Source organism: Idiomarina sp. UBA3162 (assembly GCF_002364475.1).
Taxonomy (GTDB): domain Bacteria; phylum Pseudomonadota; class Gammaproteobacteria; order Enterobacterales; family Alteromonadaceae; genus Idiomarina.
Window position 1 is genome coordinate 1 of sequence record NZ_DEYI01000065.1, and the last position, 19,695, is coordinate 19,695.

At 48.1% G+C, this 19,695-nt stretch carries 19 protein-coding genes; 5 read left to right on the forward strand and 14 right to left on the reverse strand.

Annotation, left to right across the window (positions count from 1 at the left end; all coding sequences use genetic code 11):
* Positions 1-161 precede the first annotated feature (161 nt).
* The 9 genes from hflC to B2X00_RS08395 all read right to left on the reverse strand — a co-directional run bounded on the left by hflC (position 162) and on the right by B2X00_RS08395 (position 9,995).
* Positions 162-1,055, reverse strand: a complete 894-nt coding sequence (gene hflC / locus B2X00_RS08355) for a protease modulator HflC (RefSeq protein ID WP_290487131.1) — start codon at positions 1,053-1,055, stop codon at positions 162-164.
* A gap of 2 nt (positions 1,056-1,057) precedes the next feature.
* The gene (hflK, locus tag B2X00_RS08360) at positions 1,058-2,224 is read right to left on the reverse strand and encodes an FtsH protease activity modulator HflK (RefSeq protein WP_290487132.1); all 1,167 of its coding nucleotides are present in this window, start codon (positions 2,222-2,224) and stop codon (positions 1,058-1,060) included.
* 29 nt (positions 2,225-2,253) lie between these two features.
* Positions 2,254-3,537: a ribosome rescue GTPase HflX gene (gene hflX / locus B2X00_RS08365; RefSeq protein ID WP_290487133.1), complete on the reverse strand. Its 1,284-nt coding sequence runs from the start codon at positions 3,535-3,537 to the stop codon at positions 2,254-2,256.
* A gap of 25 nt (positions 3,538-3,562) precedes the next feature.
* A complete protein-coding gene (gene hfq, locus B2X00_RS08370) occupies positions 3,563-3,820 on the reverse strand; it encodes an RNA chaperone Hfq (RefSeq protein ID WP_006953800.1) in 258 nt (85 codons plus the stop codon).
* A 164-nt stretch (positions 3,821-3,984) separates the two neighbouring features.
* Positions 3,985-4,941 (reverse strand): tRNA (adenosine(37)-N6)-dimethylallyltransferase MiaA, encoded by a 957-nt coding sequence (gene miaA, locus B2X00_RS08375; protein ID WP_290487134.1) that lies wholly within the window; start codon positions 4,939-4,941, stop codon positions 3,985-3,987.
* Entirely contained in the window at positions 4,931-6,688 is a 1,758-nt protein-coding gene (mutL, locus tag B2X00_RS08380; RefSeq protein ID WP_290487135.1) for a DNA mismatch repair endonuclease MutL, read from the reverse strand. Before mutL ends, miaA begins: the two co-directional genes overlap by 11 nt.
* Positions 6,688-8,013: an N-acetylmuramoyl-L-alanine amidase gene (locus tag B2X00_RS08385; RefSeq protein WP_290487136.1), complete on the reverse strand. Its 1,326-nt coding sequence runs from the start codon at positions 8,011-8,013 to the stop codon at positions 6,688-6,690. Before B2X00_RS08385 ends, mutL begins: the two co-directional genes overlap by 1 nt.
* A complete protein-coding gene (gene tsaE, locus B2X00_RS08390) occupies positions 8,013-8,474 on the reverse strand; it encodes a tRNA (adenosine(37)-N6)-threonylcarbamoyltransferase complex ATPase subunit type 1 TsaE (protein WP_290487137.1) in 462 nt (153 codons plus the stop codon). Before tsaE ends, B2X00_RS08385 begins: the two co-directional genes overlap by 1 nt.
* A gap of 9 nt (positions 8,475-8,483) precedes the next feature.
* Positions 8,484-9,995 carry an NAD(P)H-hydrate dehydratase gene (locus B2X00_RS08395; protein ID WP_290487138.1) on the reverse strand — a complete coding sequence of 504 codons (1,512 nt, stop codon included), beginning with the start codon at positions 9,993-9,995 and terminating at the stop codon, positions 8,484-8,486.
* An 18-nt stretch (positions 9,996-10,013) separates the two neighbouring features.
* Here B2X00_RS08395 and queG point away from each other — a divergent pair, with 18 nt between their 5' ends.
* Entirely contained in the window at positions 10,014-11,165 is a 1,152-nt protein-coding gene (queG, locus tag B2X00_RS08400; protein WP_290487139.1) for a tRNA epoxyqueuosine(34) reductase QueG, read from the forward strand.
* A gap of 1 nt (position 11,166) precedes the next feature.
* Here queG and B2X00_RS08405 read toward each other — a convergent pair whose 3' ends face one another.
* Complete coding sequence (locus B2X00_RS08405) at positions 11,167-11,370, reverse strand: YheV family putative zinc ribbon protein (RefSeq protein ID WP_290487140.1); 204 nt, start codon at positions 11,368-11,370, stop codon at positions 11,167-11,169.
* A 116-nt stretch (positions 11,371-11,486) separates the two neighbouring features.
* Between B2X00_RS08405 and B2X00_RS08410 the strand changes: the two genes are divergently transcribed.
* Genes B2X00_RS08410 through B2X00_RS08420 form a run of 3 tightly spaced genes read left to right on the forward strand, consistent with a single transcriptional unit; the run spans position 11,487 to position 14,628 of the window.
* The gene (locus B2X00_RS08410) at positions 11,487-13,412 is read left to right on the forward strand and encodes an ATP-binding cassette domain-containing protein (protein ID WP_290487141.1); all 1,926 of its coding nucleotides are present in this window, start codon (positions 11,487-11,489) and stop codon (positions 13,410-13,412) included.
* The gene (locus B2X00_RS08415; RefSeq protein WP_290487142.1) at positions 13,409-14,398 is read left to right on the forward strand and encodes a hydrolase; all 990 of its coding nucleotides are present in this window, start codon (positions 13,409-13,411) and stop codon (positions 14,396-14,398) included. The genes B2X00_RS08410 and B2X00_RS08415 overlap by 4 nt, the downstream gene beginning before the upstream one ends.
* Positions 14,395-14,628 (forward strand): YheU family protein, encoded by a 234-nt coding sequence (locus tag B2X00_RS08420; protein WP_290487143.1) that lies wholly within the window; start codon positions 14,395-14,397, stop codon positions 14,626-14,628. The genes B2X00_RS08415 and B2X00_RS08420 overlap by 4 nt, the downstream gene beginning before the upstream one ends.
* Here the strand turns inward: B2X00_RS08420 and cysQ are convergent.
* Both cysQ and nudE read right to left on the reverse strand, forming a co-directional pair.
* Entirely contained in the window at positions 14,615-15,448 is an 834-nt protein-coding gene (cysQ, locus tag B2X00_RS08425) for a 3'(2'),5'-bisphosphate nucleotidase CysQ (RefSeq protein ID WP_290487144.1), read from the reverse strand. The genes B2X00_RS08420 and cysQ overlap by 14 nt on opposite strands.
* A gap of 11 nt (positions 15,449-15,459) precedes the next feature.
* On the reverse strand, positions 15,460-16,008 hold the full coding sequence (nudE, locus tag B2X00_RS08430) for an ADP compounds hydrolase NudE (protein ID WP_290487145.1): 549 nt from the start codon (positions 16,006-16,008) through the stop codon (positions 15,460-15,462).
* 151 nt (positions 16,009-16,159) lie between these two features.
* Here nudE and sthA point away from each other — a divergent pair, with 151 nt between their 5' ends.
* Positions 16,160-17,575, forward strand: a complete 1,416-nt coding sequence (sthA, locus tag B2X00_RS08435; RefSeq protein ID WP_071462988.1) for a Si-specific NAD(P)(+) transhydrogenase — start codon at positions 16,160-16,162, stop codon at positions 17,573-17,575.
* Here sthA and envZ read toward each other — a convergent pair.
* Positions 17,572-18,885 (reverse strand): two-component system sensor histidine kinase EnvZ, encoded by a 1,314-nt coding sequence (gene envZ / locus B2X00_RS08440; protein ID WP_290487146.1) that lies wholly within the window; start codon positions 18,883-18,885, stop codon positions 17,572-17,574. The two genes, sthA and envZ, sit on opposite strands and share 4 nt — an antisense overlap.
* Positions 18,885-19,610, reverse strand: coding sequence for a two-component system response regulator OmpR (ompR, locus tag B2X00_RS08445; protein WP_071462986.1), 726 nt, complete (start codon positions 19,608-19,610; stop codon positions 18,885-18,887). The genes envZ and ompR overlap by 1 nt, the downstream gene beginning before the upstream one ends.
* Positions 19,611-19,695 lie beyond the last annotated feature (85 nt).

Genomic DNA, 19,695 nt, shown 5'->3' on the forward strand with positions numbered 1-19,695 from the left:
TTACCTTTACCTTCGTCACCCCATTGGGTGCCTAGAATCACGACGTTTTGACTCATGTTTGCCCCGCTTAAAAAAAATCGACGTAATTTTACCCTGTTGCGTTCGGTTTGTATATGGACATAAAAAAGCCCGCGATAACGCGGGCTTCGATTTGCTTGGGCTTACTCTTTCGGTTCGCCTTGAATATCCTGAAGGTAGCGGAAGAAATCACTCTCCGCATCAAGCACGAGTACATCCGACCCCGAGCTGAAGGATTCACTGTATGCTTGCATGCTACGAATGAATGCAAAGAACTCTGGATCTTGTTGATAAGAGTCCGCATAAATCTTCGCTGCTTGCGCATCACCTTCACCCCGTAGTTGGCGAGATTGGCGCTTAGCATCTGCTAACATAACGGTTACGCGTGCATCCACATCAGCACGAATAATTTCGGCTTGCTCACGACCCTCTGAGCGGTGCTCAGTGGCGACTGCTTGACGTTCTGCGCGCATCCGCTGGTAGATAGACTGACTGACTTCATCAGGTAGGTTAATCTGCATCACACGTACATCAATAACTTCTACACCTAAGTCAGACGCACTCTCAGCACCTTTAATAAGGGCTTCACGCATCAATTCGTCACGCTCACCTGAGACGATATCTGAAATAGTACGGCTACCAAATTCGCTGCGTAATCCGCTGTTGATACGACGCGTTAGCAACGCTTCAGCTTGCACTTTGTTACCGCCATTGGTACTCAGATAGAAAGTCGAGAAGTCGTTGATACGCCACATCACGTAAGTGTCAACGATCAAATCCTTTTTCTCACTGGTAACAAAACGGTCAGGGTCGCCATCAAGCGTTTGCAAACGTGCGTCTAAGCGTTTGACTTGCTCAATAAACGGTATTTTGAAATGCAACCCTGGCTCGAAAACCATAGCTTCGCCTGTCTCGGCATTACGCTCAACCTTACCAAATTGAATAAGAATTGCGCGCTCACCCTCTTTAACGACATAAAGAGACGACAAACCCAAAGCGACGAGTACTACTACAATAATTGCGATTAAATTTTTCATAATTATCGACCCCCGCCACGCGTATTTGTACGACCCGAATCAGTCGAATTGCTCGAGCCATTTGCGCTGTTGCGCGATTGATTCATGTTTGAGTCGGTTGGTACACGCAAAGGCGATAGGTCATTAACCTTTCTTCCTTGCTTTTCGAGAATCTTGTCGAGCGGTAAGTACATCATGTTATTGCTACCCTCAACATCGACCAACACTTTCGGTGTTTTTGCGTAGAGGTCTTGCAAGGTATCTAAGTAGATACGCTCACGCGTTACTTGCGGCGCGTTTTCGTACTGCGGTAGCAGTTCGTTAAAGCGAGCCACTTCACCTTGAGCCTCTAGGATGATCTGCTCTTTGTACGCTTGCGCTTCTTGCAGCATACGACGTACTTGACCACGCGCCAACGGCTCGACTTCACGCGCATACGCTTCCGCTTCACGGATAAAGCGTTCTTCATCCTCTTGTGCAGCGATTGCGTCATCAAAGGCTTCTTTAACCTCTTCTGGCGGACGCGCTGGTAGCAAATTGATATCAACGATTTGCAGTCCCATTGAATACGGGTCAATGGTACGTTCAAGTAAATCCAGGGTACGCGCACGAACGTCCTCACGACCGCGTGTTAGCACTTCATCCATCGTCGTATGACCTACCACGTAACGTAACGCACTATCGGTCGCGCGTGACAATACTTGGTCTGCGTTATCGACGTTGAACAAGTAGTTGCGTGGATCGACGACGCGATACTGCACATCGAGTTGTACCACTACGACGTTTTCGTCTTGGGTCAACATAAAGCCTTCGGTGCTATCCGAGCGGATATTGTTAACATCAACATGCTCAACGGTATCGACAAACACAGGACGCCAATGCAACCCTGACTCGACCAGCGTGTGAAAATTACCAAAGCGCAGTACCACGCCCCGGTCTGCTTCTTTCACTGTGTAAAAACCAGCGATAAACCAAATAATAACAGCGAGAATCGCAATAATTCCGATGCCCTTTGCAGGAATACCAGATTTGCCGCTACCGCCGTTACCTTTATTTCCACCTAGACCCAACTTGGCGAAAAACTTACGTAGTGCCTCGTCAAGATCCGGGGGCCCTTGATCATTGCCCCCTTGGTTTTTCCATGGGTCGCGGTCTTTGTTACCGCCGTTACCCGGTTGGTTCCATGCCATGGATGACTCCGTTAAAGTTAAAAAAACGATTACTGAATATAGTTGTCGAGTCGATTGTCGTATTCTTTCTGCAATTTGTTCCAGTCCACAACCGACATTTTTATATCGAGTTCTAATGCACCTTGCTCATCGATACGTTCTGCTGAAACACTATTAAGTTGATATAGCGTACCACGCAGTTTACCCATAGATGGTGGCAATTTTAAGCTTAATTTGACCATTTGCGGTCCGAGTCGCTCTTTTAACGCCTCGAAAATTAACTCAATGCCTATGTTTACTTGAGCAGAAACCCACACACGAATGGGCTTCCCTTCATCATCTCTATCAATACGCGGCGTTGAATCTTCCAGTTTATCAATTTTGTTGCAAATCATTAACTGGGGCACTTCCCCCGCATCGATTTCTGTCAGCACCTCGGTAACCTGCTCAATATTGCTTTGTTGCTGCTCGTCGGCTACATCCACGACATGCAAAAGAATATCCGCCTCTTGCGTCTCTTGTAATGTCGCCTTAAATGCTGCAACCAAGTCGTGAGGTAGATGACGGATAAAACCCACAGTGTCAGCGAGAATAATACGGCCGACATCTTCTATTTCTAGTTTCCGTAACGTGGGATCAAGAGTTGCGAACAATTGGTCGGCTGCATACACGCCAGACTCGGTCATCGTATTGAACAAGGTTGATTTCCCTGCGTTAGTATAGCCGACTAAACTGACTGTTGGAATTTCGGCACGTTGGCGCGCTCGTCGACCCTGCTCACGCTGCTTTTGCACTTTCTCTAAACGCCGCAGAATGTTTTTAATTCGACCCCGAATTAAACGCCGGTCAGTTTCCAACTGCGTCTCACCAGGTCCGCGTAAGCCGATCCCGCCTTTTTGGCGTTCTAAGTGAGTCCAACCGCGTACCAAACGCGTAGAAATATGCCGCAACTGGGCTAACTCAACTTGTAATTTACCTTCGTGGGTGCGCGCTCGTTGCGCAAAAATGTCCAGTATTAGACCGGTACGATCCAATACACGACATTTGCAGATCTTCTCGAGGTTGCGCTCTTGAGTCGGCGATAAGGCGTGGTTAAAAATGACAATATTAGCTTCTAACGCCTGAACTTGTTCGGCGATTTCTTCTGCTTTTCCACTTCCCACAAAATATTTTGGGTTCGGTGCACTGCGACAAGCCGTCACAACACCCAGCGTTTCAACGCCTGCTGAGCTAGCTAACAAATGAAGTTCAGAGAGGTCTTCTCTATCGACTTCGGCGGGTAGGTCCATGTGGACCAATACGGCATAATCGCCACCTTCATATCTGTCGAACAACGTGTGTAGACCTCCTCAATTTAATTTATTCTTCAATATCACCTTGATTGTGTACACCTTGCTGAGGCAGGTAGTTTTGCGGAATACGTGCCGGTACAACCGTTGAAATGGCATGTTTGTATACCATTTGGCTTACAGTATTCTTCAACAACACAACAAACTGATCAAACGACTCAATTTGACCTTGTAATTTGATACCGTTTACAAGATAAATCGATACAGGTACTCTCTCGCGACGTAGTGCGTTTAAAAACGGATCTTGAAGCGTTTGCCCTTTCGCCATGGCGGATTCCTTTTTTTGTTATTAATATCCAAGTCAATTGAGTGGTCAGTTAACTGGTAGAAACCTACTACTCACCCTAGACCAACGGTAAAATTTTGCAACTTAAACATGCCATAACATACGCTGCATTCTCAAACTTTGATCTTAGGGCGATTCTTTATTTTTCAATCTTTTACCGAAAACTTTTCGGTTGGCCGTTGCAGCCGCGATCGTACCTGATCGAGTTTATCATGGGCGAAAGTATCCAGCCAGTGCACATCTGGCCAGCCGCGTAGCCACGTTAACTGACGTTTTGCAAGCTGTCTCGTAGCAATAATCCCGCGTTCTTTCATTTCTTGATAATTCAGCTCCCCCGATAAATATTGCCACATCTGGCGGTAGCCCACACTGCGGATTGAGGGTAAGTCTGGATGGAGGTCCTTGCGTTCGAACAGTGCTTCAACTTCGTGTTGAAAACCCTCTGCTAGCATTAGCTCAAAACGCCTAGCTATGCGCTCATGCAATGTTGCTCGCTGCTGCGGCGCAACCGCAAATTGGTAAACAGGATAATTTAGCGCACCTTGCCGTTGCTTAACTAACTGCGTCATAGGTTTGCCAGCCAGCTGATACACCTCCAACGCACGTAACGTGCGCTGAGGGTCATTCGGATGAATTCTGGCTGCTGCATCGGAATCGACTTGGGCTAATCTTTGGTGAAGCGCCGCCAACCCATGCGAATCGAGTTCAGCCTGCAATTGTTGGCGAATACTGGCATCGGACTCTGGCAGCGCCGACATTCCCTCCAACAGCGCTTTAAAATACAGCATCGTGCCACCAATAAGTATCGGCGTACGATGACGTTTCAAAATATCATCAATTAACGCGGTGGCATCACTTCGAAACTCAGATGCGGAATAGGTTTCTGCCGGATCGCAAATATCAATTAAGTGGTGTGCAACGCCCTGGCGCTCCTCGAGCGTCGGCTTTGCCGTACCAATATCCATGCCACGATAAACTAAAGCAGAGTCAACAGAGATAATCTCACCATCGATCTGTTGCGCTAAGTCAATTGATAACGCGGTTTTCCCTGCAGCGGTCGGTCCATAAATACAGATAACCGCAGGACTTGTCTCAGGCTTCATTAATATGCGGTACCTTGATTTCGTGAAGCAGTACTGCCGTACTATTAAGCTGACGTTGCCATTGTTGGCACCAGTAGTCTGCTTGCGACTTAGATAACGATGATTCAGCGGCAGCATCAGCAAGTAGTTCGATGATTGCAGCTGTACCGTGTTCACAGGCGCTGAGTAGCTGTAACACACTGTTCGAAATATGCTTACGCCTCAACATCGAAGGCATTTGTTCTACGATAAGCGCCGACCCTTGCCAATAAAATTTTACACCACACTGCGCCAAGGCTTCGCTGTACTGAAGTACCTGCTTTTTCTGCCACGGCGTGTCGCTTAAATTGATTTTTTGCTCAACCAACAGAGGCTGACCCGCCATCCCTTGTTGAAACTGCTGCTTTATTTGCGGGACCAGTATCTTCCTTTGAACACCAATAAGGTCAAGCCAAGCCGCTTGTTCATCACGCCGAATCAGCGCGAAACAACCTTTAAATACATCGACTACACGCCATTGTCTGGCATCGCTGTCGAGCTGAACGGCGTTTGGTAGAATTGTTGCACCCAGCCCCTTAGTATTGGGCGCCGTTTTAGCTACTCTGGGCTCACGTGCTGTAAGGTGAGATGCCGATGAGCGCTGCGCCGACTCTGACGAACGCTGATATTGATGAGTCGCTGTTTGACTGTGATTGGGATAAAGTGGTGTCTCAGTTGAGTGAGTGTCATGCCGCTCTATATCCTCAATCTGAACTTGCGTTTGACTGTGACTAAACAGTAACTGTTTGACCGTCTGCAAAATAAAGTCATGTATCTGTCGCTGCTGATGAAAGCGGACTTCATGCTTTGCAGGATGTACGTTTACGTCAACTTGATCGGCTGGCAGGCTGAGGTAAATTGCAAACGTTGGCACGCGTTCAGCGGTCAGGAACGTCTCATACGCTTGTCGAATGGCATGATTTATTAATTTATCTTTCATCATGCGACCATTCACGAAACTATACTGAACATCCCCTTGATGTCGGCATTGCTCGGGGGCAGCAAGCCAACCTTCAATTTCAATATCGTGCGCTTGCTGCTGAAAATACAACGCATCTTGTGCGAACGCTGAGCCACATACTTTAGCTAACCGACGTCTCAAGTGGCTCTGCTGCTGTTCTCTTACGGCGGGATAGTGGCGCACCCGTTTACCATTATGATTGACCGTAATATCAACATCCCATCGGCTGAGCGCTATGCGTTTGATAACCTCGTCGATATGGCCGAATTCAGTCTTGTCGGTACGTAAAAACTTGCGTCTTGCTGGAGTATTATAAAACACGTCTTGGATGTCGACGGTGGTACCGTCCGGATGGGACGCAGGTTCAATTTTTACCTGCATATCCTTGCCTTCCGTCCAAGCTTGCCATGCTTCCGACTGTGCGCTGGGTTTCGACACTAAGCGCAAACGTGATACCGAACTGATACTGGCTAACGCCTCGCCGCGGAAACCTAAGCTGGTGATCGCTTCTAAGTCATCAATATCCGCTATCTTACTGGTTGCATGGCGGCTTAAGGCCAGTGCAAGCTCATTATGTGGAATACCCGAACCATTATCTCTAATGCGGATACGTTTAGCGCCACCCGCTTCGATATCAATAATTAACTGAGACGCGTCAGCGTCAAGCGCATTTTCGATAAGTTCTTTAACGATTGAAGCGGGGCGCTCGACGACTTCACCTGCGGCAATTTGGTTAGCGAGCTCAACCGGTAACTGTTTTATCGGCATCAGTCTCTCGGTATTGTAAGCTTTTGACCAATTCTAACCACATCGCTGCGCAATTGGTTTTCTCGTTTAATCGCGCGGACAGTGGTTCCATAGCGTTCAGCGATTTCAGATAATGAATCACCCGACTTAACCGTGTACTCCATCGACGCCTGTTGCGCTAGCAGGGTGTTTTCAATGGGGTTATTAATGAAGTAACGTCTGATCCCATTATAAATCGCCCGCGCCAGCTTTTGTTGATGGCTATTACTCAGTAGCAGACGCTCTTCACCTGGGTTTGAAATAAAACCCGTTTCAACCAAGATCGAGGGTTTATCGGGCGACTTCAAAACCGCGAGACTCGCGGCTTGCGGTGCCGTTTTATGCATTTTGGTCACACTACCCATCTCATCGATAATATGGCGAGCCGCACTATAGGCTCCCGCGATAGAACGGTCCATCGACATATCAAGTAATGTTTGCGCTAAGAAAGGTTCATGACTATTACTCTGAATGATCGCCTCAGCGCCACCTAGTAATTCGGACTGACGTTCGCGGGTTTCGAGCCAACGACCAATTTCTGAGTCGGCACGCCGTTTAGACAGCACCCAGACTGAACCACCGCGCGGCTGCGGCGTTCTGAACGCATCTGCGTGAACGGAAACAAAGAAATCTGCCTTAGCATCCCACGCTTTCTGTGGCCGCTCATTCAGACCAACGTAATAATCGCCCGTACGCACCAAGTAGGCTTGCATACCAGGATCATCATTAATCATTTTCGCTAACGCACGCGCGATTTTAAGAACAACCGTTTTCTCGTATGTACCACTCGGACCAATTGAGCCGGGATCATCGCCGCCGTGACCTGCATCTACGGCTATTGTGATTTTGCGATCCTTGAGTTCCTCGATTGATTTTGCCGGGCCGCTACGCTCAATTGACTTGCCCTTAATGTCCACCACTAACCGATCGTTATAACGCTCGTTGGCGGGCAACGGGAAGATTTCAAACTCTGCAGTTTTGTTGAGTTCAATCACGATACGCGTCGATTGCGCGTTTTTAGGCGTACTTGTTCGTACTTTGTTGACAAGTAACGACTCATTCGCCAAGTTTTTCAGATTTGCACTTAACTGGGTACCGTTAAAGTCAATAACGATACGATAGGGTGAGCTTTGATATAATTTAAAATAGCTGTAGTCAGGCGCTTGGCTTAAATCAAAAACAATACGGGTTTTATCAGGTGATGGCCAAACGCGCACACTTTCAATGGCATTCTGAGCAGCCCACACAGGGCTTATCAAGAATACTAAAAATATAGCAGTGATCGAACGGTATAGCGTTTTCATCATTATTTTAATTGCGCGACAATGTGTTCACCCACAGGCGTTTGAGCGATGCATTCCAGCTGTCGCCCCTCGTTTTCATAATCTAGGTTAATGACAATATCGGCTTTCGGCAACCACCCTTCGCCGCGTTCCGGCCACTCAACGAGACTGATGCTACGCTCCGAGAAATAGTCGCGAATCCCCATAAATTCAAGCTCTTCCGGGTCCGCAAGCCGATATAAATCAAAGTGATAAATAGCAATGTCAGCCAGTTCATAGGGTTCGACCAGTGTATACGTTGGACTTTTCACAGCACCTGTGTGACCTAACGCCTGAATGAAACCACGACTGATTGCTGTCTTCCCTGCGCCAAGCGGCCCATTTAAAAATATCACCAATGGCGCTTTCGCGTGCTCAGCTAAGCGCGCTGCCCAAGCCTGGGTAGCTGTTTCATCAGCAAGAAAGTGTTTAACTGTTTGATTCATTTTCTACGACTACTCCGGCATCCAACCGTTCACTAATTTACGAATAATTGGCATTAAATCACTCGCCAATGTACCTCGCGGCGCAACTTCACCGGCAACTTCCCCCGCCACTGCATGCCAAAAAACACCGGCTGTAAGGGCTTGTGCAGGCGCTAGTCCTTGTGCCAATAACGCACCGACCAAGCCGGCAAGACAGTCACCCATCCCACCTGATGCCATCGCGGGTGAGCCACGGTCGACCAACCAGTTTCCTCGGGTTGAGCTGATCAAGCTACCCGCCCCCTTCAATACGATTTGTGCATGATACTGATTATGGAGCAATAACGCATGCTCGAATCGATTGTTTTCAATATCTTGAGTGCGACATTTTAAAAGACGCGCAGCTTCACCCGGGTGCGGGGTCAAAATTAGTTGTGAACTTTGTACAGGGTCCTGCGCTAACCAGTATAATCCATCGGCATCTATCACTTTGCAGGTATTGACAGCCATACAGGTTCGATAAATCTTATAGGCCCATTCGTCGCGTCCGAGCCCGGGACCAATAACGATTGAAGTCGCGGCCTCCAATAGCTCATTTAATTGCTCGGGTTGTTCGATACCATGTACCATCGCTTCAGGTTGCTGGCTGGCAATAATGCCCACATTACTTGGGTGACAAGCAACTGACACCTTCCCGGCTCCCCCACGTAATGCGGCAAGCATCGCTAAAATCCCCGCACCTGGCATACCTGAACCCGCTCCAACAATTAATACGTGACCATGATCACCTTTATGAGCATTCATTGCACGGTCGCCTAACCAGCCATAAGGACTCCCATCCACCCGGCGCCAATCAGGCTGTTCCAGTTTTACGAAATATTCACCGACACCGAGATCGGCTAACAACAAGCGCCCCACATAGGCAGGACTGGCGCCCGTAAATAGCCCGCGCTTGTAGGCAATCATCGTAACGGTTGTTTGCGCCGCGACCGCTTCACCCATGACACAGCCATTATCGGCATTTATGCCCGAGGGGATATCGATAGCCATCACGGGTATTTGTGCCTGATTCACTTGTCTAACCCATTGTGCTATCTCACCTTCGATAGGCCGACTGAGGCCGATACCAAAAACAGCGTCAACGATGATATCGGGCGATAGTGATAAGCATTGGTTCAATGGATACTCAACAAGCCCCAACTCACGGCACGCTCGCCGCGCTTGTATCGCTGGTTGATTGCTTGCTTGATTCAGTTCCGCATTGGGCTTAAGCGCATAAAGTTCGACTTTATAGCCGGCTTGATGAGCAAGTCGAGCAACGATATAACCATCGCCGCCGTTATTCCCCTCACCACAACACACAGCAATACGCGCACCTTCACTCACATGGTGTTGTAGCTGTTCAAACACGGCTCGTCCCGCCAACGACATGAGCTGAGCTAAGCTGTAGCCAGCGAGTTCCCCTGCACGCGCTTCACTGCGTTGTAGCTGTTCGGCACAATACAAACTCTGTGCTAAACTGTCATACCCTGACGTTTCCATGTTTAAGCTCCCAACATCATGTCAAATTCTTCAATGCATTCTAGTTTGTCTCAGGCAGAACTTGAACAATTAGCCCAAAAAATCAAGCAGTGGGGCCAAGCACTGGGCTTTCAAAAAGTCGGCATTACCGATCTAGATTTGCAAAAGCATGAGGCTACTTTACAGAAATGGTTGGATAAAGGCTATCACGGCGAAATGGGCTTTATGGAGCGTCATGGAATGTTACGCGCTCGACCTGCGGAACTTCATCCAGGCTCCGTGCGGGCCATTTCGGTTCGGATGAATTACCTACCCGCCGAAGCCGGTTTTGCCAAAACGTTGAATAATGACCGACTCGGCTACATATCACGCTATGCGCTGGGACGCGATTATCACAAATTACTACGTAAACGTCTCAAACAACTGGGCGACAAAATAAAAGCCGAATTTGCTGATACGGACTTTCGCCCATTTGTCGACTCGGCACCGATTCTAGAACGCCCTTTGGCAGAGAAAGCAGGATTAGGCTGGACCGGTAAACATACCTTAATACTCGATAAAGACAGTGGCTCTTGGTTTTTCTTAGGAGAGTTATTGATCAATTTACCACTGCCAATTGATAGCCCTGTCGAAGAGGCCTGTGGTAGCTGTTCGGCGTGTATGACTATTTGTCCTACTCAAGCCATTGTGGCTCCCTATGAACTAGACGCTCGACGCTGCATTTCCTATTTAACCATCGAATTAAAAGGCAGCATTCCCGAGGAACTGCGCCCACTCATGGGGAACCGAATATACGGTTGTGACGACTGCCAACTCATTTGTCCATGGAATCGATACGCACAATTGACTGACGAAGCCGATTTTAATCCACGCCATTATCTACACACACCCGAATTAATCGCACTATGGCAGTGGGATGAGGAAACTTTTAATGCGCGTTTACAAGGGTCACCGATACGGCGAATTGGTCACGAATGTTGGTTACGCAATATTGCAGTTGCACTGGGTAATGCACAAGCAGACGTTGATGTCATTGAGGCGCTCGAATGGCGCAGTGGCCAAGTCTCAGAGATGGTCCAAGAACATATTGACTGGGCGCTCGACCGACAACGTAGCGGAGCAGCGCACGTGACGCAACAGCTTAAGCGCTTAGTGCGGGCTGTCAGTAAAGGACTGCCACGCGACGCTTAACTTATTCAGGTTTAAATACACCAATCACTTGATCGAACTCGCGTTCGCTACCCGTGCCCTGCTGCTTAGGTTCACTAAAGCGGTGTTTACACTGAACACATTCGACCTGTTCTACATCGTTCTCAATGAACAGCATTAAGGTGTCCATACTGTCACACTTGGGACAGGTCGCACCGGCAATAAATCGTTTCTTTTGACGTGCCACGGCAGCTCCTATGTCATAAACTACTCGGTCAATGTTACCATAGATATATCCGTCAGCCCACGTAATTGGCAGACGCCCATACACGCTCGCAGTTGAGGATTGAATAGACGTTAACCATGATAAAAGCCAATCACATTTCATTAATGCGCGGCGGAAAAACGCTGCTTTCGGATACCAGTTTTACGATCTTTCCCCAACACCGGATCGGCCTGATTGGTAAAAATGGCTGTGGCAAATCCTCGCTCTTTGCGCTTTTTCGTGACGAGTTACAACTTGAAGAGGGCGAGTTGCAACTACCTAGTGAGTGGCGAATTGCCAGTGTTGCTCAGGAGACACCGGCCTTATCACGCTCAGCGATTGATTATGTGATGGACGGCGATCAAAGTTTCCGGGTCGCCGAGCAGGCCTTGCAAACTGCCGAGGCCGAGGGAGATGGCCATGCCATTGCCCATAGTCATGAGCAATTGGCGCAGCTCGGTGCTTATGACATTCGTTCACGCGCAGCCATGTTACTCGATGGTTTAGGCTTTCTCCCAGAACAAATTGAGCAGCCAGTAAGTGCCTTTTCAGGTGGTTGGCGCATGCGTCTGAACTTAGCGCAAGCGTTGATTGCGCCATCTGATTTGATGTTATTGGATGAACCTACCAACCACCTGGACGTTGATGCTATTTTTTGGCTCGAGTCATGGCTAAAGAGCTACTCAGGTACGTTGGTTATTATTTCTCACGATCGTGACTTTCTCGATAATGTCGCCACTGATATTCTCCATGTGGAAAATCAAGTCATCTCGAGTTACACCGGTAACTACTCACAGTTTGAACATCAGCGTGCCGAACACCTGATGCAACAGCAAAGTGAGTACGAGAAAGCGCAAGCTATTAAAAAGCACATGCAGGCTTATGTTGATCGCTTTCGTTATAAAGCAAGCAAAGCAAAACAGGCGCAAAGCCGCTTAAAAGCGATTGAAAAGCTCTCAGTACAAGCCCCCCTTCAGGCCGAGCGAGGTATCGATTTTGAATTTTTACCGCCGGCTAAATTACCTAACCCGTTGATCAATATGCGCGAAGTGAAAGCAGGTTATGGTGACACCGTTATTCTTGAGAATATTAAGCTCAATCTAGTACCTGGCACCCGCATGGGATTGCTTGGACGTAACGGGGCAGGTAAATCGACCTTGATTAAAACCCTGTCTGGCTCGCTCGAGCCACTTGCAGGAGAGCGTACAGTCAGTCAGGGCGTCTCCGTCGGTTATTTCGCCCAACACCAATTAGAAGCCCTTGATCCCGACGCATCGCCTTTATTGCATTTACAGCGTTTGGATAGTCAAGCTACAGAACAACAATTGCGAGACTTTATTGGAGGCTTTGGTTTTTCAGGTGACCAAGCACTCGCTCCTGTCGAACCGATGTCCGGTGGCGAAAAGGCGCGATTAGCACTGGCGTTGATTATCTATCAAAAGCCCAATCTATTGTTACTCGATGAGCCCACTAACCACTTAGATATTGGGTTACGTGACGCCTTAGTCAACGCGTTACAAGCCTTTGAGGGCGCGCTAATTGTGGTATCGCACGATCGCCACCTGCTGCGTACCACGGTCGATGAGTTCTATCGAGTTCATGAAGGTCATGTTGAGCCTTTTCCTGGTGACTTAGACCAATACCACGCGTGGTTAGAGCAACAAGCCAAACAACGGCGTGAAAAAAGCACGACAACGGCAACCCCGGGTAAAGAAGTTAAAGTCGACCGAAAGGAACAAAAGCGTCGCGAAGCCGAGTTTCGCAAGGCAACAAAACCACTACGTGATAGGATCGCGCAATCTGAACAGCAGCTGGAAAAAATTGCCGACGCATTAGAGGTTGTTCATCAAGGCCTATCAGATAGCAGCATTTATGATACCGACAAAAAGGACGCGTTAAATAAACTGCTGGCCGAACAGCGTCGACTTCAAGCCGAACAAGAGACTTTGGAAGAGCGGTGGATGGAAGCAGAGGGTACACTCGCTGAAATGACCGAACAGTTTGAGCAGGAAGCCGATTCATGAACGACAATCAGCGTTTTCTCCCGCGCCCATGGTTGCGCGCGTCTCACCTTCAAACCCTATTACCCCGCTTGATTTACAGAAAGCGCAAATGGTACGGAACATGGGAGACTTTTGCTTTATCAGACGGTGATTTTATCGAACTATGTTGGTATCAACAGCCCGCACCCGATAGCCGTCGCCCTCTAGTTATACTATTCCATGGGCTCGAAGGTTCGGTGGATTCACCTTACATTTGGCAAACCATGGAAACGCTGGCTGAGCAAGGCTTCGATTCGGTGGTGATGCACTTCCGTGGCTGCGGTAAAACACCGATTAATCGCCTACCACGTGCCTATCACTCGGGCGACATTGGCGATCCTAAAGCCGTAATTGACGCGCTGGCAAAACGCTATCCTCAGCGCTCGTTCCACGCCATCGGCTTCAGCTTAGGTGGTAATATGCTAGCGCAGCTAATGAGTACTGACGCAGCTGAAGCTATCAGCAGTGCGGCAATCTGTTGTGCCCCGCTTGACTTGATGAGCTGCTCAAAACGCATTGATCACGGTTTTTCTAAGTTATATCGCAAATACTTACTCACGCCACTAAAATATAAATTTTCCACTAAACAACAACGCGGCGTATTCCACGATTGGCCAGCCATGGCAGACATTGATGTCAGCACTATGACGAGTTTCTTAGAGTTCGATGATAAAGTGACGGCGCCCCTACACGGGTTTAAGGATGTGCATGACTATTATCAGCGCGCGAGTGGCAAACAGTTTCTAAAGTACATTAAGCAACCCACACTCATCGTACACGCAGATGATGACCCATTTTTAGGCTCCGATGTGGTGCCTCAAGCCCACGAAATGAATAATTTCGTCCATTACGAGCGACAGCCTCACGGCGGGCATATGGGGTTTGTTGATTACCAGCGCGGTTTCTATAGTTGGTTACCTAAACGCCTCGTTAAGTGGGTTAGCGAGCAGGAGGTAGAGCAGGCATGATCATACCGTGGCAAGAGTTAGATAGTGAGACTCTCAATAATATTATTGAAGCCGTCATATTACGCGAAGGCACCGATTACGGTGAGCGCGAGCTCAGCTTGGAGACCAAAGTTGAACAATTACAGTCGCGCTTAAAAGCAGGTGAAGCCGTACTGGTTTATTCTGAACTGCACGAAACCGTAGATATCGTCGATAAGGACTCTGTCACCGGTGATATCAGCGAAAGTTAGGTGGATGAGCTATGAAGACCGCTTGCCAATCCACCTCGGGATCGCCCAAAACGTAAAAGTTAGGGTTTAGCAGACTCTCGGTCTCATTGTACGTAATCGGCTCGAAATTCTCGTTCAATAAACTGCCGCCGGCTTCAGTCACAATCACCTGTGATGCGGCCGTATCCCACTCGCCGGTAGGCCCTAAGCGCAAAAAACAATCTGCCTTACCCTCGGCAATAAAGCAGGCCTTTAACGAGCAGCTTCCGGTGGGCAAAGGCTGAATATCACGCTCAGTTTGGACACGCGCCATGACTTTATGTCGTGGTTGACGACGGCTAATTGCTAAAATTAACGGATCATGATGCGGATCATCTAGCCGACGTACCGAAATCGCTTTTTTCTCGCCTAATGCATGCTTATAAGCACCTTGCTCACGAATTGCTGAGTAAAGTGTTTCACCTGGCGGCCAGTAAATGACACCAATGGCAGGTTGTCTAGCTTCAATGTAAGCGATGTTAACCGCGAAATCGCCCGAGCGTGCAATAAACTCTTGTGTTCCATCAATGGGATCAATTAAAAAATACGACGACCATTTTGCCCGTGTACTCAAAGCTTCGTGGCGGCTTTCCTCTGATAACACGGGAATATCGGGAAAGGCGTGTTTAAGTGACGCAATTATAAACTCACTGGCTTTAATATCCGCGGTCGTGACTGGCGATTCATCGGCTTTCTCAGCCGTCGCAAACGCACCACTGTCATACAGTTCCATAACTAACTGGCCTGCATCTCGTGCGACTTCGGCTAACTTATCAGCAATCTCGTTTAAGCTAAATTGCACAGCTGACACCTTTATTTTTTTAGTTGACGTAAAGTCATTAACAAAGCCGCCACACTGCGCGCCTCTGTAAAATCGGGTTGAGCTAATAGTTGGTCGACCTCGTCAAGCGACCAAATTACTTTCTCCAGCGGCTCTGGTTCGTCACCGACTAACTGTTCTGGGTAAAGTGAGCGCGCGGTAAATAACGTCATCTTGGCTGAAAAAAACTGTGGCGCCATAGTCACTTCGGATAATCGGCTCAATTGTTCACAGCCAAATCCGATTTCTTCTTTGAGTTCGCGTTGAGCCGCTTGCTCTGGTGATTCACCCGGGTCAATCAGCCCTTTAGGGAAGCCGAGTTGGTAGTCGTGTAGCCCTGCAGCATACTCTCTTATCAACATGATATGTTGGTCATCGACGAATGGGACAACCATGACGGCACCGCGGCCACTGCCCTGCATACGCTCAAATTGGCGCTGCTCACCATTACTAAATTTAAGATCAACGGCTTCGATACGTAGCAAGCGACTTTGTGCAACCACTTCGCGTTTAAGTACTTTAGGAACTTGTCGTGATGCCATGTACTGCTCCTCCTGTTCTTCCCCTACTATAACGCGTCAAACCGCTAAAGCCAGTGCTAAGCATGACAAAAATATTCACATTAGGCGCACAACTGCCGCTAATGTTATGATAGCACCAGCATTTAAAGCAGGGTCAGGAGTGAGGTGAAAGGTGACTAAGCATAAAGCAACCGAAGCAAATTTTGATGTTGCCGTTATTGGGACGGGACCCGGAGGCGAAGGCGCCGCCATGCAGCTTGCCAAAAATGGCAAAAAGGTAGCTGTCATTGAACGACACGACTCAATTGGTGGTGGTTGTACCCACTGGGGGACTATTCCATCAAAAGCTTTACGTCACTCCGTAAGCCGACTCATCGAGTATAACAACAGCCCGCTGTTTACGGGTGTGGGTTGGCAAAGTGGCATGACGTTTTCGCAGATCCTACATTATGCGTCAGGCGTCATTCGCAAGCAGGTTAAATTGCGCTCATCTTTCTACGACCGTAATCATGTTACGGTCATTCATGGGAATGCCTCGTTCATCGATCAGAATCGTTTGAAAGTCACTAAGAATGATGGCTCATTCGACTTTTTAAATGTCGAGCAAATCGTTATCGCGACGGGCTCGCGACCGTACCACCCCAATGATATTGATTTTGACCACCCTCGTATTTACGACTCTGATACCGTGTTGAGCCTCAACCATGATCCAAAGAATATTTTGATTTACGGTGCAGGTGTTATCGGTAGTGAATATGCCAGCATTTTCCGCGGTATGGGTGTGAAAGTTGACCTTATCAACCAACGTGAGCGCTTACTTTCATTTCTAGATGCCGAAATATCAGACGCTCTGAGCTATCATTTGCGGAATAACGGCGTAGTAATTCGACATAATGAGGAGTACGAAAGTATCCGCGGCTATGATGATAAGGTTGTGCTGAAGACTAAATCAGGCAAAGTGATGCAAGCCGACTGTTTATTATTTGCCAATGGACGCTCAGGTAATATCGAATCGCTGAATTGTGACGCAGTGGGTCTAAAGCCAAACTATCGTGGTCAACTCGAAGTTGATGAAAACTATCGTACCCAAGTTGATAATATTTATGCGGTGGGCGATATCATCGGCTACCCAAGTTTAGCGAGTGCAGCCTACGATCAGGGTCGAATTTGCGCGACTGCATTACTTCATGGCAACTGCGATAAAGCGTTGATCTCTAATATCCCGACAGGCATTTATACCATTCCAGAAATCAGTTCTGTAGGTAAATCCGAGGAAGAGCTAACCGAAGCTAAGGTACCCTACGAAGTCGGTCGTGCTCAATTTAAGCATCTTGCGCGGGCTCAAATATCGGGCAACGATGTCGGCTGCTTGAAGATCTTATTCCACCGTGAGTCGCGTGAAATCCTGGGCCTACATTGCTTTGGTGAACGCGCCTCAGAGATCATTCACATTGGCCAAGCCATTATGGAACAGAAAAACGGAGGTAATACTGTCGATTACTTCGTCAATACAACCTTTAATTATCCGACCATGGCAGAAGCCTATCGCGTTGCAGCATTGAATGGTATCAACAGACTCGGTAATTAGCCGGCAAGGGCTTTGCGAAGTGGTAAATCGATACGTACGCAAAGCCCACCCTCAGCTTGGTTTTTTAGCGTGATGCGACCATTGTGACGATCAACAATTCGCTTAATGATCGCCAAACCTAAACCAGAACCCACACCCCCTCGCGCTTTATCGCCTTGAGTAAAGGGCTGAAATAGGTTTTGCTGTTGCTCTTCAGGAATACCGGGACCATCGTCAGAAACCGAAAACCAAACGGTTTTGCGCTGCTTATCATAGCCAGAACGAACACATGCTTTTGTGTTTCCATAACGTTCGGCGTTTTCTAACAAATTGATAACCACACGTTTAATGGATAACGGACGGACCCACACCAATGGACAATCGCCGAGATCTGCACTAAATGTCTTTTCCCAGCTATCCGGCAAATTAGCCAGTGTCTGCTCGAGTAGTTCATTGAGTGATTCGCGTGAAGCTTTCTCCTGCTGGTCAAGACGCACATAATCAATAAACTGATCGATAATATCGTTCATATCATCAATGTCTTCAATGATTCCCTGAGCTAAATAGTCTTCGGACTCAGGCATCATTTCAGCCGCTAAACGAATGCGCGTCAGCGGTGTTCTTAGATCGTGAGATACCCCAGCCATCAGCAAATTACGGTCATTTTCTAGCTCTTTTATCCCACGTGACATTTGATTAAATGCCTTAGTCACCGACATAATTTCACTCGCACCCTTTTCGCTCAACTGCTCTGGGAACTCTCCTCGACCCACTTGCTGAGCAGCCGTTTCTAACGCTTTAAGTGGTCTGTTGAGCCAATTGGCAAACAAAATACCGCCGATTACGCTGAGCACCCCGATAACGATGAGATACACCACCAAAGGTGAAAACTCGCCCGAGTGAATACTCTCTAATGGAACCCGAACCCAATAACGCGGAGCTTGCGGCGGTTTAACCCAAATATAAAATGCTTGACCTTGAGATACTCGCACCTCTGCTGGGCCATTGAGGTGCTTAGACATTAAACTCGATAAGTAGCCATAATAGGTCGTTTTGTCGAGCCCTTCGTTTTGTGCTTGCTCATCGGAGAACACGCGAATACCGGTCGCGTTATAAAACGCGACAGCGAGTGATTCATTTTGATTCGAAAGGACTCGGTCGCTAATAAACATCGTTCGAATTTGCTTAGCGACCAACTGCGACATTTGCTCAATAGAAGGCTTTACCACGTAGTTACTCACCATCAAATAAGACACTATTTGATTCAGTAGTAAAACTAGCGCCAGCAAACCAACCGTACGGGCAAATGCCGACTTAGGAAACAGTTTCATTAATTTTTCAGTTTCCCATCGGGCACGAATACATACCCCAAGCCCCATACCGTCTGAATATAGCGGGGTTTGGCAGGGTCAGCCTCGAGCATGCGGCGTAAACGCGAGACTTGCACATCAATCGAACGTTCGAGCGCACTATAGTCGCGACCGCGTGCCAAATTCATCAGTTTATCTCGTGACAAAGGTTCGCGCGGGTGGCTCACCAGTGCCTTTAACACCGCAAACTCGCCACTGGTGAGTGGCATCGGTGTGTCGCCGTCAAACATCTCTCGTGTTCCGAGGTTAAGTCGATAGGTACCAAAGGTAATTTCTTGGTCATCTTGCGAAGGCGCACCTGGCGCTTCAACACCACGACGACGCAACACTGCACGAATACGCGCGAGCAATTCGCGAGGGTTAAAAGGTTTGGCTAAGTAGTCATCCGCCCCGAGCTCCAACCCAATGATACGATCCACCTCATCGCCTTTAGCTGTGAGCATAATGACAGGAATCGTGTTATTGGCTTGCCGCAGACGTTTACAAATGGATAGTCCGTCCTCGCCCGGTAACATTAGGTCAAGTACCAGTAAATGATAGTTTTCACGCGTTAGTAGACGATCCATTTGCTCGGCGTCTGAAGCCACCCGCACCTGAAAGCCTTGCTCGTGCAAATATCGCTCTAACAGACTACGCAAACGTGCATCGTCGTCGACAACCAGTATTTTAAACGTTTCCTGACCCATGATGTTCCCTGAGTTAAACTTTTCTATGCTGTTAAGATAGCGCGAGATTCATCACTTATGAAGCCCGCGTGTGTTAACAAATGTG